The 21,642-nt window shown below is 64.5% G+C and carries 21 protein-coding genes and 1 pseudogene; 8 read left to right on the top strand and 14 right to left on the bottom strand.

The window, feature by feature from the left end; translation table 11 throughout:
• Positions 1–20: 20 nt before the first annotated feature.
• Entirely contained in the window at positions 21–677 is a 657-nt protein-coding gene (locus AAHS21_RS12500; RefSeq protein WP_342928212.1) for a glycoside hydrolase, read from the bottom strand.
• 190 nt (positions 678–867) lie between these two features.
• On the opposite strand from AAHS21_RS12500, the gene AAHS21_RS12495 reads away from it, so the two are divergent.
• Positions 868–1,791 carry a class I SAM-dependent methyltransferase gene (locus tag AAHS21_RS12495; protein WP_342927991.1) on the top strand — a complete coding sequence of 308 codons (924 nt, stop codon included), beginning with the start codon at positions 868–870 and terminating at the stop codon, positions 1,789–1,791.
• Here the strand turns inward: AAHS21_RS12495 and AAHS21_RS12490 are convergent.
• Positions 1,767–3,068, bottom strand: coding sequence for a glycosyltransferase (locus AAHS21_RS12490; RefSeq protein ID WP_342927990.1), 1,302 nt, complete (start codon positions 3,066–3,068; stop codon positions 1,767–1,769). The two genes, AAHS21_RS12495 and AAHS21_RS12490, sit on opposite strands and share 25 nt — an antisense overlap.
• A 190-nt stretch (positions 3,069–3,258) precedes the next feature.
• Positions 3,259–4,029: a class I SAM-dependent methyltransferase gene (locus AAHS21_RS12485; protein WP_342927989.1), complete on the bottom strand. Its 771-nt coding sequence runs from the start codon at positions 4,027–4,029 to the stop codon at positions 3,259–3,261.
• Between the two features lie 556 nt (positions 4,030–4,585).
• Here AAHS21_RS12485 and AAHS21_RS12480 point away from each other — a divergent pair.
• A complete protein-coding gene (locus AAHS21_RS12480) occupies positions 4,586–5,218 on the top strand; it encodes a methyltransferase domain-containing protein (RefSeq protein WP_342927988.1) in 633 nt (210 codons plus the stop codon).
• Positions 5,219–5,232: 14 nt separating this feature from the next.
• Here the strand turns inward: AAHS21_RS12480 and AAHS21_RS12475 are convergent, their stop codons facing one another.
• Both AAHS21_RS12475 and AAHS21_RS12470 read right to left on the bottom strand, forming a co-directional pair.
• Entirely contained in the window at positions 5,233–5,889 is a 657-nt protein-coding gene (locus AAHS21_RS12475) for a histidine phosphatase family protein (RefSeq protein ID WP_342928211.1), read from the bottom strand.
• 251 nt (positions 5,890–6,140) lie between these two features.
• Entirely contained in the window at positions 6,141–6,818 is a 678-nt protein-coding gene (locus AAHS21_RS12470) for a chitin-binding protein (protein WP_342927987.1), read from the bottom strand.
• A gap of 381 nt (positions 6,819–7,199) precedes the next feature.
• Between AAHS21_RS12470 and AAHS21_RS12465 the strand changes: the two genes are divergently transcribed.
• Complete coding sequence (locus AAHS21_RS12465) at positions 7,200–7,982, top strand: acyl-CoA thioesterase domain-containing protein (RefSeq protein ID WP_342928210.1); 783 nt, start codon at positions 7,200–7,202, stop codon at positions 7,980–7,982.
• Positions 7,982–9,532 carry an AMP-binding protein gene (locus tag AAHS21_RS12460; protein WP_342927986.1) on the top strand — a complete coding sequence of 517 codons (1,551 nt, stop codon included), beginning with the start codon at positions 7,982–7,984 and terminating at the stop codon, positions 9,530–9,532. Before AAHS21_RS12465 ends, AAHS21_RS12460 begins: the two co-directional genes overlap by 1 nt.
• A gap of 46 nt (positions 9,533–9,578) precedes the next feature.
• On the opposite strand, the gene AAHS21_RS12455 is transcribed toward AAHS21_RS12460, so the two are convergent.
• On the bottom strand, positions 9,579–10,199 hold the full coding sequence (locus AAHS21_RS12455) for a TIGR03085 family metal-binding protein (RefSeq protein ID WP_342927985.1): 621 nt from the start codon (positions 10,197–10,199) through the stop codon (positions 9,579–9,581).
• Positions 10,200–10,293: 94 nt separating this feature from the next.
• Here AAHS21_RS12455 and htpG point away from each other — a divergent pair, with 94 nt between their 5' ends.
• Both htpG and AAHS21_RS12445 read left to right on the top strand, forming a co-directional pair.
• The gene (gene htpG, locus AAHS21_RS12450) at positions 10,294–12,219 is read left to right on the top strand and encodes a molecular chaperone HtpG (protein WP_342927984.1); all 1,926 of its coding nucleotides are present in this window, start codon (positions 10,294–10,296) and stop codon (positions 12,217–12,219) included.
• 71 nt (positions 12,220–12,290) lie between these two features.
• Entirely contained in the window at positions 12,291–12,530 is a 240-nt protein-coding gene (locus AAHS21_RS12445) for a hypothetical protein (RefSeq protein WP_342927983.1), read from the top strand.
• Here AAHS21_RS12445 and AAHS21_RS12440 read toward each other — a convergent pair.
• The gene (locus AAHS21_RS12440) at positions 12,527–14,290 is read right to left on the bottom strand and encodes a DUF3556 domain-containing protein (protein WP_342927982.1); all 1,764 of its coding nucleotides are present in this window, start codon (positions 14,288–14,290) and stop codon (positions 12,527–12,529) included. The genes AAHS21_RS12445 and AAHS21_RS12440 overlap by 4 nt on opposite strands.
• Before the next feature lie 295 nt (positions 14,291–14,585).
• Here AAHS21_RS12440 and AAHS21_RS12435 point away from each other — a divergent pair, with 295 nt between their 5' ends.
• Complete coding sequence (locus AAHS21_RS12435; RefSeq protein ID WP_342927981.1) at positions 14,586–15,887, top strand: MFS transporter; 1,302 nt, start codon at positions 14,586–14,588, stop codon at positions 15,885–15,887.
• A 264-nt stretch (positions 15,888–16,151) separates the two neighbouring features.
• On the opposite strand, the gene AAHS21_RS12430 is transcribed toward AAHS21_RS12435, so the two are convergent.
• The 6 genes and pseudogenes from AAHS21_RS12430 to AAHS21_RS12405 all read right to left on the bottom strand — a co-directional run bounded on the left by AAHS21_RS12430 (position 16,152) and on the right by AAHS21_RS12405 (position 20,300).
• Positions 16,152–17,006, bottom strand: a complete 855-nt coding sequence (locus tag AAHS21_RS12430) for a GNAT family N-acetyltransferase (RefSeq protein WP_342927980.1) — start codon at positions 17,004–17,006, stop codon at positions 16,152–16,154.
• A 153-nt stretch (positions 17,007–17,159) separates the two neighbouring features.
• Positions 17,160–17,669, bottom strand: coding sequence for a hypothetical protein (locus AAHS21_RS12425; protein WP_342927979.1), 510 nt, complete (start codon positions 17,667–17,669; stop codon positions 17,160–17,162).
• Positions 17,657–17,791: pseudogene (locus AAHS21_RS12420) on the bottom strand (excalibur calcium-binding domain-containing protein); the annotation flags it as partial. The pseudogene AAHS21_RS12420 and the gene AAHS21_RS12425, both read right to left, overlap by 13 nt.
• Before the next feature lie 216 nt (positions 17,792–18,007).
• Positions 18,008–18,514, bottom strand: coding sequence for a DUF2505 domain-containing protein (locus AAHS21_RS12415; RefSeq protein WP_342927978.1), 507 nt, complete (start codon positions 18,512–18,514; stop codon positions 18,008–18,010).
• Between the two features lie 82 nt (positions 18,515–18,596).
• Positions 18,597–19,349 carry a sensor domain-containing protein gene (locus AAHS21_RS12410; RefSeq protein ID WP_342927977.1) on the bottom strand — a complete coding sequence of 251 codons (753 nt, stop codon included), beginning with the start codon at positions 19,347–19,349 and terminating at the stop codon, positions 18,597–18,599.
• Positions 19,350–19,544: 195 nt separating this feature from the next.
• Positions 19,545–20,300, bottom strand: a complete 756-nt coding sequence (locus AAHS21_RS12405; RefSeq protein ID WP_342927976.1) for a sensor domain-containing protein — start codon at positions 20,298–20,300, stop codon at positions 19,545–19,547.
• A gap of 100 nt (positions 20,301–20,400) precedes the next feature.
• Between AAHS21_RS12405 and AAHS21_RS12400 the strand changes: the two genes are divergently transcribed.
• A complete protein-coding gene (locus AAHS21_RS12400) occupies positions 20,401–20,760 on the top strand; it encodes a VOC family protein (protein ID WP_342928209.1) in 360 nt (119 codons plus the stop codon).
• On the opposite strand, the gene AAHS21_RS12395 is transcribed toward AAHS21_RS12400, so the two are convergent.
• Positions 20,731–21,642, bottom strand: a complete 912-nt coding sequence (locus tag AAHS21_RS12395) for a DMT family transporter (RefSeq protein ID WP_342927975.1) — start codon at positions 21,640–21,642, stop codon at positions 20,731–20,733. The two genes, AAHS21_RS12400 and AAHS21_RS12395, sit on opposite strands and share 30 nt — an antisense overlap.

The following is a 21,642-nucleotide window of genomic DNA, read 5'->3' as shown; positions in this document are numbered from 1 at the left end:
TTCGGGGTCAGCTAATACTGCTACTCGGGCGGTGCGGGCGTCATGGACGCGATGTAGTAGACCTCGTTGCCCTTGGGATATCCGCCGCCACCAGTGGCGATATGGACGTGGTCGTAGTGGTTGGCCGTCTCGTTTCCGAGGTCAGCCGTCCACGCGCCCGAGTTGGGGCCCGGGTAGATCTTCTGTCGCCAGATCACATGGTTGATGCCCCAGCGCTTTGCATTCGCCAGCGCATACCCGGCGATCTGGTTGCCGAGTTCGATGCCTTCCGGGCTGCCGTGGTCCGGGATCATCACATCAATCGCCAACCCGTTGGGATGCCACGGCAGTGGATCTTGCCGGTACCCGTAGATGGTTTTGATCTGCGGGAACAGCACGCTGATGACGCGAGCCGCCCAGATGGTCTTGACCTGTAACCGGTCCTCGGAGGCGATGCCGGGGGGCAACGGGAACTGGAAGCCCTGCGCCCCGGTGGGCGCGGTCGCGGCCAGTGCCGCCAACGACTCCGCTTCCGCCGGCGTCGCGACGTGCGGGCCCAGCCCGGTCGCCGGGTCTTTCGGAGGCGCTGCCGCGGTAACCGTCGGGGGGGCGGTCGGGGCCTCGGGGCCAACTGTGGACTTCAGTCCCTGGGCGTAAATCATGCCGGCAGACACGATGAGCGAGGCCGCGATCGCCATCCAGCGGCTTCGGCCGATGGCTAACACGTTCCTGCTCACGCTGAGCACTTTAGTGTCGCGTGCGACGTGTGTGGCGATCTTCGTGGTTTCTTGTCGGTTCGCTACCAATGGATCGTCCCGACCCGGTCCAAGTTATGGTGACTGCTATCGCTTTTCTGCTCTCGCGGCCGCTTTCAGGATGGGGGTAACGGTGTCATCGGACGGCGCAGCGCGCACCGAAGGGGACAGCTGGGATCTCGCTTCCAGTGTGGGAGCGACGGCAACGATGGTGGCCGCATCTCGCGCGCTGGCGTCACGTGAACCGGATCCGCTGCTTGACGATCGATTCGCTGAGCCGTTGGTCCGGGCGGTGGGGCACCCATTCTTCACCCGCATGCTCGACGGCGATATTCCGCTGGACGACACGGAGGTACCCCTGACCGCGCGCCAGCGCTGTGAGCAGATGGCGGTGCGCACAAGGTTTTTCGACAACTTCTTTCTTGCCGCGGCCGAAAGTGGGATCCGTCAGGCGGTCATCTTGGCTGCCGGGCTCGACGCCCGGGCTTACCGGTTGCCGTGGCCGGCAGGCACGGTGGTCTTCGAGGTGGACCAGCCCGAGGTGATCCTGTTCAAGGGCACCACGCTGGCTCAGATCGGCGCCGAACCCACCGCCGAACGACGAGCAGTCGGTGTCGACCTGCGCGATGACTGGCCGACCGCCTTGCGCGACAACTTCTTTGACACCGCGGCCCCGACGGCGTGGATCGCTGAAGGCCTGCTGCCGTATCTGCCACCGGATGCCCAGGACAGGCTGCTGGACAACATCACCGCACTCAGCGCGCCACGCAGCAGACTGGCCACCGAAAACATCACCGACATGCGCGTGTTCACCGACGAGCGCGCGCGGGCGCTACGCAGCGGCTGGAAAAAGCACGGACTCGATTTCGACGTCGCCGATCTGGTGTGGGTCGGTGAGCGGCGTCAAGCCGGCGAGCACCTGGCGGGAACCGGCTGGACTGTCACCCAGCACCTCACCGAAGACCTCTACGCCGAAAACGGATTCGAGCTGCCGGATCACGAACTGCTGGCCGAGTTTCGGCGCACCATCAGCTACCTGAGCGCAGAACTGGGCTGACCAAGTCCCCAGGCAGGCCGCTCGGGGCCGGCAAGTCCCTCGAGCAGATCGGCCGCTTTGGCCACGCTCGCATCGGGTTTGCTCATCCGAGTCGCGAATTCGCGGGCTCGGCCCACGCACTCCGGGCTGAGGATCTTGCGCAGGTCGGCCACCAACGATGCGCGGGTCGTATTCGCAAATCGCCGGGCGGCACCGACCTTCAGCCGGGTGATTTGAGCTCCCCAGATCGTCTGAACGAGGTCCATCGACAGGACCAACGTGGGAACCCCGGCGCGCAGGCCCGCGGCCGTGGTGCCCGTGCCGCCGTGGTGCACGACCGCCCGACAAGCGGGAAAGATTGCCGCGTAGTTGACTTCGCCGACCACCTTGACGTTGTCGAAATGCCGGACCCCGCCGAAGTCGCTCCACCCCGAGCACACCAATGCCCGCTCACCGAGTTCCGCGCATGCCGCGCTGATCATCTCGACCGTTTCGGCCGGAGATTCGACGCGCATGCTGCCGAAACCGAAGCAGATCGGTGGCGCCGCGGCGGCGATCCAGGACGCGACTTCCTCGTCGGCATCCGTCATCAATTCCAGTGTCAGCGCGCCGACGAAGGGCCGCTGCCCTTTCCATTTCGCCCATTCGGCTTCCAGGCCGGGAAAGCAAGCGTCGTCGTAGGCCTGGATTTCCAACGATCCACGGTCGGTGATGCGTCTCGAGGCGGAATGAGTTGCCCTGGGCAGGCCCAATTCACGGCGCTGCGCATCCTCGAGATGTTTCGTCATGCGCCACGTCAGCCAGTTGGACACGCCCATGGCCGAGCGCACCAATGGCGCGGGCACCATCGGGACGAGCTGGCCGTTCGCCCGGATCGGGACGTAATGCAGGGTAGCCAGCGGTATGTCGTAGTACTCCGCGACGTTGGCCGCGGTTTCCATGAAGCTCTCGCCGGTGAACAGCACGTCGGCCCCGTCGGCCAGCGGAGCCAGTGTTTCGCTCATCTGCACCCAGCTGCGGATGACGGAGTCGCGAAGTTCGCGCCACATCCCGATCAGAGCGGGGATCCTCCACGCGTTATGGAACGCAGACGCCCAGAAGTCGCGGTAGGTATCCAGCCACTCCCGCGTGTCGAGGCCATAGCCGACCGCGGTGAGGCCGGCGGCTTCGGCGAAGTCGACGAGATCCGGCGAGACGGCCATCTGCACGTCGTGCCCTCGGCGCAGCAGTTCGCGGCCGACAGCGACTGACGGCTCGATATCCCCCCGAGTTCCATAACTTGCGAGCACAAATTTCATTGCGGATCCCGGATCTTCAGTTGTAGTGCACCTGATCCGACCTCAGGGGGCCATCGGTGGCGGTCGTGCCGGCTCAGCCTAACGTGCTCCGCCAGCAAACTGGAGCAGGTGCTGACCGCGCAGGCGATGTCGCGTTGGTGAGCGGCCACGCCCCGGTCTTCTTGTGACGCATGAGAATCGCGGCGCAACGTCAATGCTCGGCCCCGCGTGAAACACGGTCGGCGCGCCAGCACCATGCGCGCATCGGGATATCGATCGCATCGGCACCGGGAAAGCGTGCCTCCATCGCCATGCGTGCCGCGTCGAGGGTTTGGGCGCGGTCCTGCGGGGAGGCAATGATCGCCCGGCTGTAAGTCGCCAGCATTGCGACGGCGTTCTCGAGGGTCATTGTCCGCACGAACCGGAAGATCTCGCGCTCGATGTGGTGGAAGATCTGCGGTTCGGGAAGGTCGAAGTGCAGGCGCTGCCGGAAGCGGTCGACCGACTGGACCTCTTCGAGGTCCTGGCCGGGCAGCCGGCCGAGGTCGCGCACCCAGTCCACCTCACGGTCGCGGCTCGTCCAGATCAGGCCAAAGCGCCCGCCGTCGCGCAGCACCCGGGCGATCTCGGGCAGGGCTCGGTCGTGATCCATCCAGTGCCAGGCCGACGACACGAACACCGCGTCGGCGGCGGCGTCCGGAAGCGGGATCGACTCGCCGCGCCCCTCGAGCGCACGGATGCCCGGGGACCGCTCGGTCAACACCTTGCGCATTCGCGCATCCGGCTCCACCGCGATGACTTCTGCTGCCTTGTGCACCAAGGTGCGGCTGAATAACCCGGTGCCCGCCCCGACGTCGACGGCCACCTGGCATCCGGGCGGCACCAGCCAGTCGACTGCATCCTGTGGGGGCTGCGGCCGCAGTCCGTCATAGTCTTCGGCGATCGATCCGAATGACATTGCGCGTTCTTGACGATCAGTCACACCGTCACGCTAAACCGCTTACCTGTGTCCGAACTTAGTGATTCCCGTGCGCTGCAAGCGTTTAGTGCAACCGGCTGACGGATCCCCATAGATGCGCAGCGTGGCGGCGAGGGTATCGCCTTGGGGTGAAACCACGACGCAACCGTGAATCCGGACCGCAAAACCCTCGGCTGACGCACAATGATATTTCCGGTTGCTGGCCAGATGTTGGCGGGGAGGAGAAACCGACATGACCAAGAAAATTAGCGGCCGCCGATTGCGACGGCCTTGCGCGATAGGTGTATTCGCTCTCGTGTCGGCCGCGTTGCAAATGGCCTGGATCGCCACGCCCGGGGTCAGCCGGGCCGACCCGTATTGTGCGCCGGGGTGGGCCTGGAGCGTCGAATTGAACCAGTGCGTGTTCGTGCTTCCTGCCGCAAACGGGCCAGGCGGACCGGGTGGCCCGGGCGGACCTGGTGGGCCCGGTGGACCGGGCGGCCCCGGTGGCCCCGGTGGACCGGGCGGCCCCGGTGGGCCCGGTGGCCCCGGCTTGCCGGGCCACCACTAGGCATGGTGTATGACCGCACCGCGACGTCGGGGGTTCAACAGCGCCATCACCGGGTTGTGGAGTTTTCTGGCCCCCGTCTACGACCATGCAACTTTGCAGCAGTGGGTGTACCGACCGCCCCATGACGAGGTAGTCGCGCGACTGCGTGAACATCAATCACGCAGGATCGCCGACATCGCTTGTGGGACAGGCATTCTGAGTGATCGTATCGAGCGTGAACTGCAGCCCGACGCGATCTACGGGGTAGACATGTCCGACGGCATGCTCGCCCAGGCCCGCGCCAGATCCGATCGGGTGCAATGGCTGCGCGGCCCGGCCGAGCAGCTGCCGTTTGACGACGGCTCACTCGACGCCGTCGTGACCACCTCGGCGTTTCACTTCTTCGATCAGCCGGCAGCGCTGCGGGAATTCCATCGGGTTTTGGCGCCGCGTGGACTAGCGGCCGTGTCCGCGCTGAGCACGCGACAAACGGTGTTTCATGTGTCGACGAATAAATGGAAACCGCAGCACAACGCGTCACCCGCCGAGGTGCGGTCGATGTTCGAGGGCGCCGGGTTCACCGTCGTCGATCAGCACCGGATCCCGCGACCAATCTGGCTCCGGTTCGTTTCGGACGTGATTACCGTCGGTATCAAGACCTGAGGCCGGTCAGGAAATCAGCACGGCGGGGGATCGGCATCCCACTCGGTCATCGTCCAGCCGTCGGATGGATTCCCGTTAAGGACGACGTGACCGACGTTGGTCAGCGACTTGGTTTTCAGCAACGACGGATCGGCATTGCGCGCGTTCATCAGCACCCAGAACATGATGGCCGCGCTGTGCGAAAACGCGACCGGATTCTGCTCGCCGCTGTCGTAGATGCGTTGAACGGCTTCGGTGAACCGTGCGTTGAACTCGTTGCCATCCACCGAGCCGGGGATCCGCGCGCTGCGGTCACCCTGCAGCCAGCGCGCCGGAGCGGCGAAGTAGGTCTGCGGGATGTCGGCCTCTGGTGTGCCCTCGAACTTGCCGGCCTCGATCTCGCGCAGCCCGGGCAGCACGGTGATCTGTTCGCCCAGCAATTGCGACGTCGGTGTAGCCGTCTCCTGGGTGCGGATCATCGTCGAGGCGTAGATACCGTCGTAATGGTTGGGCGCCAACTGCGCAGCCGCCACGCTCGCCTGGCAGAACCCTCGGGGCGAAAGTTCAGGGCCCGGGACCGTCGTGTCGATCAAGCCCGAAGCGTTGGCCGCGGACTGGGCATGTCGCACCAGCGTCAACGTGATAGTGCGATTGCCGGCGGCCCGCGCCGGCGCCCAGCTTGTCGCCAGCATCGCAACGACGAGGATGGCAACGAAACTTCGTATGGTCAGGGTGATTTCACGCGCGCGCCGACGTTGGCGATCATCCGCAGTTTTCACGCGAGAAGTGTAAGGCGTTCCGATCGGCCGCGCCGCGCGAGCCCGGCAAACGTCGGCTCGTCACTGCGGGGCGCAGACGCCTGCACAGGCGGTCGACAGATACCACGACGCCCGCCTCGCCAAGCGGCGAGACGGGGCATCGTGGTGGGTCGTCGGTCAGTTATTTACAGCGGGATCCAGACTCCGAAGAACCAGAAGCCCCATGCGTTGAATCCGGGATCCCATACGGGGGTTTCCGGGTAGCCCCAGTAGTTGATCGGGCCGTAGTTCCACGGACCCCCTGGGGGCGGAAGCGGTCGATCCCAGACCGGCCGGGGCGGCTCACCCGGTCCCCACGGGGCCGGTCCGTCGCCCCACGGCGCGTTGTTGAAGTAGCCCCGATGTGGATCGCCGTGCCACGGACCGCCGGGGCCACCAGGGCCGCCCGGTCCGTTGAAGCCAGGGCCGCCTGGGTGTCCAGGTCCGCCGGGGCCCCCGGGTCCGTTAGGACCACCTGGCCCGCCGGGGCCGCCGGGTCCACCGGGACCGTTAGGACCACCGGGCCCGCCGGGGCCGTGCTCGCCGGGACCACCCGGTCCGCCGGGACCACCCGGGCCAGGACCACCGGGGCCGCCAGGTCCGCCGGGACCACCCGGGCCAGGACCACCGGGGCCGCCAGGACCGCCAGGATCATTTGGCCCGTTCGGAGCGTGGCCGCCCCCGGGTCCGGGAGCGCCGTGGCCTCCCGGGGCTAAAGGTGGTGAACCAGGAGCGGCATTTGCCAAACCGGCGCCCACGCCGAGCGCTGCCGCGCTAAAAGCGCCGGCCAGCGTGCCCGCCGCAATCAGTTGCTTGAATTTCATACTTATTCCCCCCACTCAAATTATTTGGTGGATATTCGAATGCTGACCCCCAACTCACTCGACGCTAGATAGCTTGGCTATGCGTCGGCTGTGACTGGCCCCTGCGAAGCCTTTGGCTGACCCTCGGCCTTGGGCGCCGGACGGATGGGCCAGGCGGCCAACCGGCTTTTGCGCGATTGTCAATACTGCTGTGCGCGTTGCCTTTTGGCACAAGCACCGACCGCACATCGCGTGCCCGGGAAAACGAACTGTAACATCTACTGTTGCTGACCTCGGAGGAGGAATCTGGATGAATGCCCTGTTCGCGCGGAGATTCGCGTGGTGACCGAGCCGAACATTCTGGCGGATGACGTCGATGCGACGATGCCCGGGCCGTACTTTATGCGCGACGAAAGTCATTACGTGCCAACGGCGGTAGCACGCGGTGGCTGGGGCCCGACAATGAGCGGCCATGTGGTTGGTGGCATTCTGGCGGCGGTCCTCGGCGGTACGGTCGACGACGCGGAGTTGCAGCCTGCGCGCCTGACGGTCGACTTGCCCGCACCGGCTGCCCTGGAGCCGTTCGAGGTGCACACCAAGGTCCAGCACGAACGTCGGCGATTGCGCCTGGTCGAGGCGCTTCTCATCCAGCATGGTGAACCCGTCGCGCGCGCGAGCGCGCTGTTTCTGCGTCGTGGTTCCCAGCCCGACGGCAAGGTGTGGTCACAAACCCCGCAGATGCCGCGGCTGCCCGTCGAGCATGACGGCGACCAGCCGACGCTGTTCCTACGGACCTATGGCTGGGGCGGGGACCTGCAGAATCCCGATCCCGAGTGGGACATGACCGGACCGAAGTACACCTGGCTACATGAAACGCGTCCCTTGATCGATGACGAGCCGCTCACACCGTTCACTCGCGCCGCGCTGTGTGCCGACGTCACCGCCGCGATCGCCAACTGGGGCACGAAGGCGCTGGAGTTCATCAATGTGGACTACACGCTGACCCTGAGCCGACTGCCCGAAGGACCTCATATCGGGCTGGCCGCGCTGACCCACTACAGCGACGACGGCGTGGCCAATGGTTCAGCCGTTGTCCTGGACCACCTCGGTCCGATCGGCAGCGCGGTGTCGGTGTCCATAGCGCACTCCGGATTTCGACCACCTTCGGACTTGCCGTCGGTCTGATGACGACCGCAACGGACGTCACCTACTGGACGTTGATAGCCCAAGCCGCACTCCGTGAGCCGGATCGGGCCCTATTCGCCGACGACTACGGCCGCAGCATGACCGCACGTCAGCTGCACGACGCCGCGTGTGCGACGGCGGCGGCGTTGGCCGAACGGGGGATCGGCGCGGGAACTGTGGTGTCCTGGCAGCTGCCGACCACACTCGAGACCGTGGTCGTCATGGCGGCGCTGGCTCGACTTGGCGCGGTGCAGAACCCGATCATCCCGATCCTGCGCGAGCGTGAAGTCGGCTTCATCACTGGGCAGCTGTCGACGGAATTCCTTGTGGTACCTGAAGTTTGGCGGGGATTCGATCATGGCGCGCTGGCGCGGTCACTGGCCTCGGCTCAGGGCTTCGAGGTCGTCGCGGTAGACCTGGCAACACCCCCGCGGGCCGGTGAGCTGCGGCTGCCGCGCGCCGACGCCGGTGCACTCAGCACCGAGCCCGGTGGCGACAACCAGTGGATCTACTACTCATCGGGAACTACCGCGGCGCCCAAGGGAATTCGTCACACCGACAGCACCGTGATCGCCGGTTCGCGAGGGATGGTGAGCGCGATGGGTATCACCGCCGGCGACGTGGATCCGATCGCCTTCCCGATCGCCCACATCGGCGGGGCCGAGATGATGGCCGCCGCGCTGATGACCGGCATGCGGCTGGCGCTCTTCGAGGTATTCGATCCGGCCGCGACACCGCTTGCCGTCGCGGCACACAGCCCGACGTTCCTGGGCACCGCCACGCCGTTTTTTGTGGCTTTCCTGGAAGCACAACGGGCCCATGGCGATAAGCCCCTCTTCGGTGCATTGCGGGGTTGCATAGCAGGGGGTGCACCCATCACCGCCGAACTGGGGCGACAGGTCCGCGAGACCTTCGGCGTGGCCGGAATCGCCAACGCGTGGGGAATGACCGAGTTTCCCGTGGCGACCTCGCCACCGCTCGACGCCGCGCCCGAGGTGCTCGATTACACCGTCGGTGCACCGGTTCCGGGGGTTAGTGTGCGCGTCGTCGACAACGGCGAGAATGAACTGCCCGCGGGACAGGAGGGGGAGCTGCGGCTCAAGGGGCCGCAATGCTTCCTCGGTTACGCGGATGCCGCACTGGACGCCGACGCATTCGACCGTGGCGGCTGGTTGCGCACCGGCGATCTCGGGTTGATCGACGCTGACGGCAATGTCCGCGTCACCGGCCGAATCAAGGACGCGATCATCCGCAATGCGGAGAACATCTCGGCCCTCGAGATCGAAAACGTGCTAGCCACCCATCCCGCCGTTGCCGATGTCGCAGTCATCGGAGTCCCCGATTACAGCGCGGGGGAGCGGGTGTGCGCCGTCGTGGTACCCACGTCCGCCGACGGTGTGTCATTGGAATCCCTGGTGCAGCACTGCCGTTCGCTGGGTCTAGGCCGTTACAAGCATCCCGAGCGCCTCGTCATCGTTGACACCTTGCCGCGCAACCAGTTCGGCAAAGTCATCAAGAAGGATTTGCGCGAGGCCTTCGGCCGCCCGTAATCGTGGCGCGAGGCCTTGTTGCGGCATGCTGAAACACGGCGCGAGCCTACAAACCCTTCGGCGCATCGCGGACGGTCTGCACCGCGGACGCATCGCCGTCGAATTCGACGCGGGCCTCGCGCCCGACCGAGAACAGCAGCAGCTCTTCGGGCGCACCGGTCACCGTGACGGCCGGGCCATTGCCGGCGATCAGCACCGTCTTGCCCTCCGGGGTGCGCAACGCGACCCGGGCCGGAACTTTCGCCAGCGTCATCCGGGCCATCAACGGCAGCGTGCGGCGCAGGCTTTTGACCAGGGTGGGTTCCAGGACGCGCGGTGCCCAGTCCGGCTGCGCGCGTCGCACGTCCTCGTGGTGGATGAACATCTCCCCAACGTTGGCCACCGGGTCGAGCAACTTCAGCGGCGAGTAGGCCGGCGGACCGGACGCGACCTTGTCCAACAGCGTGTCCCACTCGGTCCGCCCGGCCACGTCGTTTTGCACCTTCTGGGTGTGGCCGGCGAAGAACGGGATCAGGATGCCGGGTGCGGCGTCCGGACGGTATTCGCGAATCACCAGGTGAGCAGCCAGATCTCGCGCCGTCCAACCTTCGCACAGAGTGGGTGCATCCGGTCCGACGCTGCGCATCGTCTCGACGAGGGCGGCACGTTCGCGCTGTGCAACAGACACCTGGATTCCCTTCACCGGTTGGGCTGGCCTCTTCAGGGTAGGCAGGCCGGACCCCTGGACGGTAACGATTCCCACCTCGGTAAATTTGAATCCCATGAATGCCGGTGTTGAGCAATTGGAATTCCAGGCCGAGGCGCGCCAGCTTCTCGACCTGATGGTCCACTCGGTCTACTCCAACAAAGACTCGTTTCTGCGGGAGCTGATCTCGAACGCCTCGGACGCACTGGACAAGCTTCGGTTGGAGGCGTTCCGGAACAAAGACCTCGATGTCGACACGTCCGACCTCCACGTCGAGATCGACGTGGACAAAGCCGCGCGCACCCTCACCATCCGCGACAACGGCATCGGCATGACGCGCGACGAGGTCATCGGCCTGATCGGCACCCTGGCCAAATCGGGCACCGCCGAGCTGCGCCAGCAGTTGCGCGAAGCCAAGAACGAGGCAGCGTCGGAAGAGCTGATCGGTCAGTTCGGTATCGGCTTCTATTCGTCGTTCATGGTGGCCGACAAGGTCGAGCTGCTGACGCGCAAGGCGGGCGAGAGCGACGCCACCAGGTGGGAATCGACCGGCGAGGGCACCTACACGATCGAATCCGTAGCAGAGGCCCCGCAGGGCACGGCCGTCACCCTGCACCTCAAACCGGAAGACACCGAAGACGAGCTGCACGACTACACCTCGGAGTGGAAGCTGCGGAGCCTCATCAAGCAGTACTCCGACTTCATCGCGTGGCCCATCCGGATGGAGGTCGAGCGACGTACTCCCCCCGAGGAGGAGGGCGGCGACGAGGTCGTCACCATCGAGACGGAAACCTTGAACTCGATGAAGGCACTCTGGGCCAGGCCGAAGGACGAGGTGTCCGACGAGGAATACAAGGAGTTCTACAAGCACATCGCGCACGCTTGGGACGACCCGCTCGAGGTCATCGTGATGAAGGCCGAGGGCACTTTCGAGTACCAGGCCTTGCTCTTCATTCCGTCGCACGCGCCGTTCGACCTGTTCAACCGGGACGCCCAAATCGGTGTCCAGCTGTATGTCAAGCGGGTGTTCATCATGGGCGACTGCGACCAGCTGATGCCGGAATACCTGCGGTTCATCAAGGGTGTGGTCGACGCACAAGACTTGTCGCTCAACGTTTCTCGCGAAATTCTGCAACAGGATCGGCAGATCAACGCGATTCGTCGCCGGCTGACCAAGAAGGTCCTGTCCACGATCAAGGAGCTGCAGTCCGAGCGGCCCGAGGACTATCGCACCTTCTGGACCCAGTTCGGGCGGGTTCTCAAAGAAGGCCTGCTGTCCGATGCCGACAACCAGGACACCTTGCTGCAAATCTCCTCCTTCGCGTCGACGCACAGCGAGGAGGACGCCACCACGCTGGCCGAATATGTCGAGCGCATGAAGGACGGTCAGGAGCAGATCTTCTACGCCACCGGCGAGACGCGGCAGCAAATCCTGAAGTCGCCGCATTTGGAAGCATTCAAGGCCAAGGGCTACGAAGTCCTTATCCTCACCGACCCCGTCGACGAGGTCTGGGTGGGCACCGTGACCGAATTCGACGGCAAACCGCTGCAGTCGGTGGCCAAGGGCGAGGTGGACCTGGATTCCGACGAGGAGTCGAGCGACGCCGAACGTGAGGAGCGGGAGAAGGAGTTCGCCGACCTGCTGACCTGGTTAAAGGAGACCTTGACCGACCACGTCAAGGAGGTCAGGTTGTCCACCCGCCTGACCGAATCGCCCGCGTGCCTGATCACCGATGCCTTTGGGATAAGTCCCGCGCTCGCGCGCATCTACCAGGCATCCGGGCAGAACATCCCGATCGGGAAGCGGATCCTGGAGCTCAACCCGGACCATCCACTGGTCACGGGACTGCGCAAGGCTCACCAAGAGCGCGCCGACGATCCGACGGTCGCCGAGACCGCGGAATTGCTGTACGGAACGGCGCTATTGGCCGAGGGCGGCGCTCTTGAAGATCCGGCCAGATTCGCCCAATTACTGGCGCATCAGTTGACTCGCACCCTGTAAGCGGGCAACACGCCTGCGTCGGTCGAAATTGCGTGCGATTGAAACTTGTCCGAAGGGGATAATCACATCGCATGCCCACGTTTCGAGCTATCGACCCACACGGCGAGATAGTCGCGGCAAAGAATTTCGACAGCGCAGAGGCTGCGCACGCATGGTTTATGGACACCATCGCGGGCCGTTGCGAGCTGGGTTGGCGAATGGAAGTCGACGACCACGGATCATGGGCGTTTTTCGACGACACCGGGGGCTTTACCGCCCCGGCGAGCCGTCGTCCGCGCAAATTGCGAATGCCGGCGCCCAGGTGTAGCTAGTCGGCGGTGGATAACCGCTTATCCGTGCGCGTCAGGTGCACGGGGAACTCGTCACCCGGCTCGGGCCACGGCTGACGCGCCAGCATGTCCTCGACCGTGACGTAGCCTTCCTCGATCACCCCGAGTTTGGCGTCCGCGATCCGGTACCACTGCCGTTGCGTCTGAATGGGCTGGCCCTCCAGAATGACCACCCGCACATCGCCCTCCTCGAACTGACAGCGTCGCTGCAGGGCCTCCAACAGTTGCTCGTTGTGCAGGTGCCCTTCGCCGAAGTTCCAGCCGACCAGCGGACCGGCGACGACTTCACCCTCGCGCATCCGGTAGTCGGCTTCGTGGTCGACGGCACGGGGTAGCAACCCGTTGAGTGCGCGACCATGAGTGTGCATCGACCGGAAGGCGCCGGCCTTGTCGATGGTGATCTCGGCGGTCGCCTCGTCGTACAGCCTGGCCAGTTGCTTGGCAGTGAGCGCAGAGCTTTTCACGACGTTGGCCTCGATCTTCTCTTCGGCCCCGGCGCGGAAGCACCAGACGCTGGTCGCCCAGTTGCCGGCGTAGTAGCGCATCGCGGGCAGGAACGAAAATTGCTGGGGGAAAAGGTTTCCCAGAATTGGAACCACGGCCAGGGCGACGACGAGGATGGCCAGCAACAGCGGTGACCGAAGGTCGGTGGCGTGAATTCCGTTGTAGTGCCCGAACAAATAGAACAGCGAGAAGATCAGGAATACGTTCCACTCCAACGGAACTCCCATCGGGAGGTTGGAAATGATGTTGAGGTGAAAGATCACCATGAAGGCGATCAAGAACCACGCCCAGCGATGGCCGTCGGCGAAGAAGACCAGGACCAGGGGCACCAGAAATTCGGCCGTAGTGCCGCCGACATGCGCCATGATTTTCGGTACCCAGGAGGGACGTATGTCGTTGACGGGGTCTAGGTACAGCCGGTGTTTGACCCAGTTGAACAATTTGCTGCGCAATAGCGGGTGGTTGCTGGTCATCACCGCTACGACGTAGGGGAAGTGGTGGTTGAGCTTGGAGGTCGCCGCTCCCCACCACAGCGCGAGCATGACGATCTTGAAGCCCGCGATCTGATCGGTGAAGGGGAAAAAGAACACGAACAGGGTCAGCCAGTAGTGCTCGCCGCGCGCCGCCAAGAACACCGTCTTGTCGCGCAGGCCCAGTAAGGCCAGGGCGACGATCGCCGGCACTACCAACATTGGGTCGAGCAGGCCGACGTCGCCGGCCGCGGTGACCGGGCCGCCACGGCCGGGCGAGAGCAGTGCCCAGATGCCGGAGGCCAGCACGATCGCGTAGAGGGCCACGTCGACGATCGAACGACTATCCCCGCGGGTGAAGGGAATCACGCGTGGCCAGGGTGGCAGGCGAATCGTCTTGGGTCGCAGCCAGAACAGGAAACCTCCGATCGGAGGCCAGAACCGTGCTGTCAGCGGCCCGGATCCACAGCCCAGGCCAAGGACCTCGAACAGCAGCGTGAACACCACGACCTTCTGGTACACGATGGGTTGAGTCCACCACTGCGCGATGCGATCGAGGCCGCCCAGCCCCGGGGTCAACGCGATGACCGCCGCGGCTCCGCCGGCGTAGGCGGCCATCTTCAGCACATACAGCAGATAGATCGCCGACGGCGTGCCGAAGCCGTGTTCCACCCAGTGCCGGGTCACCACTTGCATCCGCGTGGACCGAGGCAGCGTGGGCCAGGTGTCGTGGTCGACGTCGGGAAGGTCCGGCGTGATGAATCCCATGATGGCCCCGTTCCGCGGTGAACCTGGTAGGCGATTACTCAATGTAGCGCCACCACGCAATTTGGTCGTGGAGGCCTCGATCGCAACTCGACCGGTGAACGACAACACACATTGCCTTCGCAGGACGAGCTTGCCGTGAGCCTTCGCTGGCACGTCGCTTCGAAATAGGCTGTCGGGACACGATTGCCATCGCAACCGCGCACGAAATCGCGCAATGCCAAAGCGAATTCAGCAATGCTACTTTGCGTGCTCACGCGATGGCCGTTCGGCCGATGGTGTTCAGCGAGAGGGCGACATGAGTTCAACGACAGAACAGGTAGTGCCCGCGCGCCATCGCACCCCGCTCAACCGGTCACAGATCGTGGGTTTTTGGGGGGCCTGGACCGGCTGGACGCTCGACGGGATGGATTCGTTCATCTACGCGCTGGTGCTCACGCCCGCGCTGACTGAGTTGTTGCCGCGGTCGGGCATCGCCGCGACGCCGGCCAATGTCGGGTTGGTGGGCTCGATTTTGTTCGCCCTGTTCCTGGTCGGCTGGGGTCTGTCCTTCGTCTGGGGGCCGATCGCCGACCGCTTCGGGCGCGCCAAGGTGCTCGCGGCGACGATCTTCACCTTCGCGATCTTCACCGGGCTTTCCGCCATGGCCCAAAACGTCTGGGAGCTTGCCACCTTCCGATTCATCGCGGGGGTCGGGATCGGCGGCGAATGGGCGCTTGCCGGTACCTATGTGGCCGAGGCGTGGCCCGAGGATCGACGCAAGATGGGCGCCGGATATTTGCAGACCGGTTACTACGCCGGCTTCTTCCTGGCTGCGGCGCTCAATTACACCATCGGCGTCCAGTTTGGTTGGCGCGCAATGTTTCTGACCGGAGCCTTGCCGGTCGTGATCGCGATTCTGATCTTGACGCGAGTGAAGGAGACCGAGAAGTGGCAGCGGACCGACGCCGACAGCTCGGTTCGCGTGAACCCATTGCGGGAAATTTTCGGCGCGCGTTACCGGCGGCGCACCTGGGTGGCATGCGCGCTGCTGACGATTGCGATCGTGGGCTTGTGGGCGGGCACGGTGTACGAACCGACGGCCGTGATTCAGCTCGCGCAGCACGCCGGTTTGGGCAAGAGCGACGCGACCAAGACCGCCTCGTGGGCGACGGGCCTGTTGTCGATCGGAACCATCCTGGGTTGTCTTGTCTTGCCCCTGATCGCGGAGCGGGTCGGACGCAGGAAGACGGCCGCGTTCTATTTTGCCGGAATGGCGGTCGCCATCACCGGCAGCTTCGGCTGGGCGTTCTATCTGCCCAACGGCCTCGGGCCGTTTATCGCGTGGCTGTTCGTGCTCGGCTTCTTCGGCGGCAACTTTGCGCTATTCAGTCTCTGGCTGCCCGAGCAGTTCGAGACACAGGTGCGCGCAACGGCGTTCGCATTCTGCACGTCGTTCGGACGCTTCGTCGGTGCCGGCGTGAACTTCGTGCTTGGCGCGGCAGTGCTGCACACGCACACCCTGGGCTTGCCGGTCGCGTTGACGGCGATCGTATTCGTGATTGGGCTCCTGATCATTCCGCTGGCGCCCGAGACACACGGCGAGGTGTTGCCACAGTAGGGCCCAGCCAGAGCCGGCCACGGCCCCGCAGGTGGGTGAACACCTCGTCGTTGGTGGCGAATGAGCGCACGTTTTACAGGCGGTCGATTTCGAACGCGTGGCCAGCGGCGTGCGATCCGAGCTGCAACAGCGTTTCTCGTAGCCACTTGTGATGATCAAGCATGCGCGCCGATCGGATGGCGGCGCGGCTGTTCTTGTCGTTGTCCGTGGTGTGCCAGTATCCCTGGTGCGCGGTCGCGGCAGGGCGGGTTTCTCCAGCGCTCGTCAGTAGCCGATCGACGCCAGGAAGGAACCGCGCGGCTCTTGGTAGTAGCCAAGCGCCATCATGTTCAGCAGGTAGACGACACGCAGGTCGTGGTCGAAACACCATCGCAACAAGTCGGCGTTGCGCAACGGAACAAGAAATCCATTCCAGGAGAACTTGTCTGCGTCGGCGATCAACGCCTCGATGTCCTCGTTGCTCACGGCGACGGAGTGGCCGGTGAACCCGACATCGGTCGTGTAGCCGGTTATTTGGCCGTCGCGTTCGACGACCTTGGCCGATCCCTGTGCGATCGCATCGCGCAGTTCGCCGCTTCGATCATGGCCGTGCACTTGTAAGCAGAGCTTGTCGCAATCAGCCAAATCCCCTTCGTGAGCCCTGCGCACGTCAAATCCGTTGATCTGCATCAATAGTGGCTTGCCTTGAATTGCGGCGAGGGGCTCACGGGTTTGAAAGCCCAGCTTGGTGTAGAGGCTCATCGAACGGTTGTGATACGCAACTTGTACCAGCCGCACTCCCAATGCCTGCTGCTGGGCGCTCCGGTCCAACACGGCCTGCATCAGGGCGCGACCGACTCGGTTGTCCTGGACGTCGGTAGCCACACTGACCGGACCGACTGCGAAAATCGCGGAGCGTTCGTCGAGAAAATTGCTGCCAACGACTTGACCATCGGACTCGGCCACGACACTGAAGTATCCGGGGTGAGGCTGCAACGCACCGACGAGATCGTGGGCATGTTGGACCGAGGGAAAGTCCGACGGAAAATTGTGCCTGGCCGCGATCGCGTTGAACGCCTTGTAGCAGATCCGCGCGGCCGCATTGGTGTCTGCCTGCGTCATGGTGCGTATGCGGGTCATCTGTTGTTCCTCTATCCGTTGCCTGCACTAACGACGCAGCCTACCTAGTTGACCAGCAGCCAAACACCCTGCGGTTGAAAGGTTTACCCTCCGAGGAGTAAGCCAATTCCTCTCAACGATGCGAAAACACAAGGGGGAGAGCCGGGTACGTGTCTAACTGCCGACCACGAAACAGCGGCCACTGCTCGACGCGAGCAGCACTTCCTGAACGGCGGACTTATCGATGGTCGGAAATTCGAAGCGATGTGTTTGTTGGCCGGCCTCGATTGCGGCATCTTGAGACACGTTGGTGCCGTCCTTCTTGCGCACTATTGCCGTGACCTTGTCCGGCTTCGACATGTTCTGCGGCTCGTGGAAGTACCAGACTTCGATGCCTGCCCCGGCTGAATTCGATTGCCAGCCATCGGAGTAGTAACACGCGGGATTGCCCTCGGCGTCCGGCGGCGGTGGTGTGCAGATCGACAATCCCACACAATCGGGCGGTGCGCTGCTCGTAGCCGGGGGCGCGACGGTCGTAGTGGCAGGGGGAGAAGCGGCAATGCTGCTGCTGGCCAAGGGTTTCGCCGAACTGGAGCCGGACGTGCTCGGGCTGGACGCCCGGTGCGAGCCGCACGCCGCCACGGCGACGCAGCACATGCCGATGGTGGCGATCAATCGCAGCATATTTCGCAGGCAACGCCGTCGTTGTCACGGTCAAGAGGAGCCCGATAGCCCGGCTGTCCGCGATAAATCGGAGCCGCACCGGCATCGCAGGCGGCCTTGCAGTTCGGGTAGTAGACGCTCGAACCGGTCGTAGGTGCAGGAGACGTTGTAGTGGTGGACGGCGCCGCGTGGGCTGCGGGCGTCCCCGCTATCCCTAGCGCAATAGCTCCCACGGCGAACATCTGACGAAGCATTGGGCAAAGCCTCTCATTGGCCAAGCGGCGTTGGTTGCTAATGAGTACAGAGCTAACACCGCGACACGCTCGCATGGCAAGGGGCGAGCGCCGGGGGCGGTAGGCCTAGGAGTGATCGGCGATCCAGGTGGTGGTGAAGCGCTGCACCGCGGGGATGCTGTCGGACAAACCCGCGCCGAGAGTTTTCTCCAGTTTGCCGCCCACCAATGGGATTTTGACGTGCACTTTGACCGCGAACCGCAACTGTGTGCCGGCACCGACGGGCTCCAGCCAAGCTTGCGCGCGGGCCCCGCCCACCCCGGGCGAAGTCGAGACGTTGACCTGCCCGAGAACCTGGCCGTCGCCGTTGGGTTTCCACGTCTCCTCGTGGACGAGTTTCAGCTCGCCAGGTGCGAATTTGGCGACCGGTCCGGGCAATAGCTGGCGTCCCACGTGCTGAGTCACCCGCACTGTCACCCTGCCGGCGGGGTCGACATCCAGCGAGTCCAGTGTGGTGGTCGCGGCGTCCCCCAGGGCGATCCGGGCCAGCCAATAGGCCTCACTGCTGAACGCCGCGTGGATTTGGTCAACACTGGCGGGCGAATCGGTCAAGATGTCGAATGAGCGCGGCATAGCAACCCATTCTTACCAAAGTCGCTGTCGTTGTGTCGGGCTTGCTCGAATCGCCTGAACGCCAGGGGAAGACGCGCGATGACTACTGCTTGTCGACTTTGGCCGCAATCTGTTTGGCGGCGCTGACGCCCGCGTCCCCCGGGTCCTTGCGGCATGCCTCGGTGTCGATCACGACGTTGTTGCGGACCGTCAGCGCTCGTTGACAGGTTTGGCCCATCGACTCGGTGCCTTTGCTCAGGGTCACGCTCACGGTCGTGCTCAGTATTCCGTTGCTGTTGGAAACGGGTCCCACCTTCCACTGGATATCCGGAGCGTCCGGGTCGCCGCCACTGGGAACAGTTTCCTGGTGGTTGGCGCAGGCAGGCCAACGCTGGGCCGACGTGTTGAAGAAGGCGTTCGCCTGGTCGGCGGACGGAAACAACGCCACGAATTGGCTGATGTCAGGGTTCGGATCGGTCGAACCCTCGGGAATCGGCGCAATGTCACGCTCTCCGTGCACCGCGGTGTTGCCGCTGCCCGTGTAAATGGGCGTCAAGCCTACGCCGGTGATGTAGAGGCACTCGGCGGGGAACTTGTATCCCTTGGGGAACACCTCGGTGCTCTTGTCCTCTTGGAGCGTGTCGAACGTTTTGTCGTTCTTCGACCCCGTGACGCCCAGAACACTGTCGACTTCGGCGGGAGTGAGCAACAGGCTCGCCAGCGCGGCCTGCGCCAGGGGCGGCTTCGACGAAGTGGTGGTCGACGACGAAGCCGTGCCACCTCCGTTGCTACCGCCGCAGGCAGCGACCAAGATCCCGGTAATGGCGACGGCGGCGGCGACGGCAAATGGGCGCATCGTTGGTGCCTTCCTGCTTGAGTCGACTCGACAGCGTTGCGTGCACTGTGCGCGTCGGCTGTTCAGAGGGTGTTTGCGGATGGAGCATACGACAGCTGCGCGGGTCCTGGGGTGTTTGCGGGCAGCGGGACGCATCCAAGACGTCAAGCGAGATCGCAGCGCGAACCGCTGAATTCGTGCGGACGGTTGCAACGTCTACTGTTTGTCGACTTTGCCGGCGATCATATTGGCGATGTCGACGCCCACGTTGCCCGGGTTTTGGCGGCACCCGTCAACATCGATCGCGACGTTGTTGCGGACCGTCAGCGCCCGCTGGCAGGCCTTGACGATGTGCTCGCCATCCTTGGTGAGGTTCACCGACACGGTCGTGCTCAGGACTCCGTTTTCAGTGGAAACCGGTCCGACCGTCCACTGGAAGCCCGGGGAGTTCGCACCGTCGGGAACAGCTCCTTGGCGGTTGGCACACGCGGGCCAGCGCTGGGCAGAGGTGTTGAAGAAGGCGTTCGCCTGTTGGGCGGACGGAAACATCACCACGTACTGGTTTGCGTCGGGGCTGGACTCAGTCGATCCGCCGGAGGACGGCTCGGTAATGCGCTCGCCGTGTACCGACGTGCTCCCGCTGTTGGCGAATACCGGCGCGAGGGCAGGTCCGGTGATGTACAAGCATTCGTCCGGGAACCTGAATCCCTTCGGGCCCATTCCGGCGGTTGGGTCTTCTTGCAGCGAGTCGGACACCTTGTCGGTCCTCGAGCCGCTGACCCCGAGAATGTTGTCGACTTCGGCCGGAGTGAGCAAGAGATCAGCGAGCGCCATCGGCGCGAGTGCCTGTTTCGACGAAGTCGTTGCGGTCGACGATGGGAAAGAGGTGCCGGTGCCACCCCCGTTGCTGTCGCACGCCGCCGTCAGCATCACGGTGGCGGCGACTGCGGCGAAGGCCGATAGCTGACTCATCATTGAGTGCCTTCCTGCTGAGGTCGACTCGGTGGAGCATACGACAGGGTTCGTCGGCGCCATCAGCACGACGAGCTGACAGACTCACGGTGTGCCCGAAATCGATTTCGCCTCGGTAGCCCCGATCATTCCCGTTCGAGATCTCGACATCGCCTTGGACCGTTACCGCCGACTCGGGTTCGATGCCCGCAGCTACGAAGGTCCGGCGCGGTATGGCTTCGTTGACCGCGGCTCGGTGTCGATGCACCTCAGCGAGTGGGCCGAACACGATCCGCTGCGCACGGCATCCAGCGTGTACTTCTATGTCAGCGACGCCGACGCCCTCCACGCGCAGTGGGCTGCGCTGAAGGATCTCGGGGGCCGTTTGGTGGAGCCAGTCGATACGCCTTACGGCTTACGGGAATTCGCCTACGTCGATCCCGACGGGACCTTACACCGGATCGGTTCGCGGCGAAGTTGATCGCGCGTCGATCGACGTATCGGTGGCTGGGGTTTCAGCGGCCTGGCTGTGTGCCAGCGCCACCGCCGCGGCGATCATCACCGCGACCGACACACCGAGCGCAACCATGCCGACGTGGTTGGTGCTTAACGTCTCGCCCAGCACGGTGACGCCGAGCACCGAGCCGACGAGCGGCTCAGCGACCGTCACCGCGGGCAGCGACGCGGTCAGCGGGCCGGCCCGAAACGCCGACTGCTCCCAGGCCGTCGCGGCGATCCCCAGCACCGCCCACACGTACAACTCGGGGGTTCGTAACAACTCCGGAATGCCGCGGCCGAGTTGATCGACCACGCCCTTGGTCAACACCGAGAAAAGCCCCCACAACGCTCCCGACATGAGCCCCAGCAGTAGCGCGCTGAGCCAACCCGAGGACAGGCGAGCGCCGATCACACACACGATCAGGGCTGGGCCCAGGATCAAGGCCACGATCGTCCATGTCTTGATGGACCCGCGGGGAGTGCCGGCCTGCGGGTTGCCGACGGTCACCACCACAGCCACGGCAGCAACGAGGAGGAGGGCCCAAATAGCTTGCCAGCGCGAAACTTTGCGGTGATTTGTCGTGCTGCTGATGATCAGCGCGAACAACAGTGACGTCACCGACAGCGCCTGCACGAGAACCACCGAACCCAGGCCGAGCGCGGCAGCCTGCAGCCCGAACCCGGCGGCGGCCACGAGACTGCCCAGCCACCAACGGCGATCGCGCAGCAGCCGACGGAACAGCGCCGGGGTGCTGACCGGTTTGTCGGTGACCTGCCGGGCGGATCGCTGTTCGAGGACGTCTCCGATGCCGATCATCAGGGCGGCCGCCAACGCGAGCAGCACCGCGAGTCCGGTCGTTTTCAT

This window comes from Mycobacterium sp. 050272 (assembly GCF_039023525.1).
GTDB lineage: Bacteria > Actinomycetota > Actinomycetes > Mycobacteriales > Mycobacteriaceae > Mycobacterium.
Note: the sequence above shows the minus strand (reverse complement) of the source record. Positions and strands in the feature narration are given on the sequence as shown.

Bases quoted from the DNA above. Each gene is read 5' to 3' on its own strand.
- AAHS21_RS12415 (WP_342927978.1), bottom strand. From the start codon at position 18,514: ATGCCGCGCTCATTCGACATCTTGACCGATTCGCCCGCCAGTGTTGAC.
- AAHS21_RS12405 (WP_342927976.1), bottom strand. From the start codon at position 20,300: ATGAGTCAGCTATCGGCCTTCGCCGCAGTCGCCGCCACCGTGATGCTG.
- AAHS21_RS12500 (WP_342928212.1), bottom strand. From the start codon at position 677: ATGGCGATCGCGGCCTCGCTCATCGTGTCTGCCGGCATGATTTACGCC.
- AAHS21_RS12410 (WP_342927977.1), bottom strand. From the start codon at position 19,349: ATGCGCCCATTTGCCGTCGCCGCCGCCGTCGCCATTACCGGGATCTTG.
- AAHS21_RS12475 (WP_342928211.1), bottom strand. From the start codon at position 5,889: ATGCTGGCGACAAGCTGGGCGCCGGCGCGGGCCGCCGGCAATCGCACT.
- AAHS21_RS12425 (WP_342927979.1), bottom strand. From the start codon at position 17,669: ATGCTGCGATTGATCGCCACCATCGGCATGTGCTGCGTCGCCGTGGCG.
- AAHS21_RS12430 (WP_342927980.1), bottom strand. From the start codon at position 17,006: ATGACCCGCATACGCACCATGACGCAGGCAGACACCAATGCGGCCGCG.
- AAHS21_RS12460 (WP_342927986.1), top strand. From the start codon at position 7,982: ATGACGACCGCAACGGACGTCACCTACTGGACGTTGATAGCCCAAGCC.
- AAHS21_RS12480 (WP_342927988.1), top strand. From the start codon at position 4,586: ATGACCGCACCGCGACGTCGGGGGTTCAACAGCGCCATCACCGGGTTG.
- AAHS21_RS12445 (WP_342927983.1), top strand. From the start codon at position 12,291: ATGCCCACGTTTCGAGCTATCGACCCACACGGCGAGATAGTCGCGGCA.
- AAHS21_RS12435 (WP_342927981.1), top strand. From the start codon at position 14,586: ATGAGTTCAACGACAGAACAGGTAGTGCCCGCGCGCCATCGCACCCCG.
- htpG (WP_342927984.1), top strand. From the start codon at position 10,294: ATGAATGCCGGTGTTGAGCAATTGGAATTCCAGGCCGAGGCGCGCCAG.
- AAHS21_RS12465 (WP_342928210.1), top strand. From the start codon at position 7,200: ATGCGCGACGAAAGTCATTACGTGCCAACGGCGGTAGCACGCGGTGGC.
- AAHS21_RS12440 (WP_342927982.1), bottom strand. From the start codon at position 14,290: ATGGGATTCATCACGCCGGACCTTCCCGACGTCGACCACGACACCTGG.
- AAHS21_RS12490 (WP_342927990.1), bottom strand. From the start codon at position 3,068: ATGAAATTTGTGCTCGCAAGTTATGGAACTCGGGGGGATATCGAGCCG.
- AAHS21_RS12470 (WP_342927987.1), bottom strand. From the start codon at position 6,818: ATGAAATTCAAGCAACTGATTGCGGCGGGCACGCTGGCCGGCGCTTTT.
- AAHS21_RS12395 (WP_342927975.1), bottom strand. From the start codon at position 21,642: ATGAAAACGACCGGACTCGCGGTGCTGCTCGCGTTGGCGGCCGCCCTG.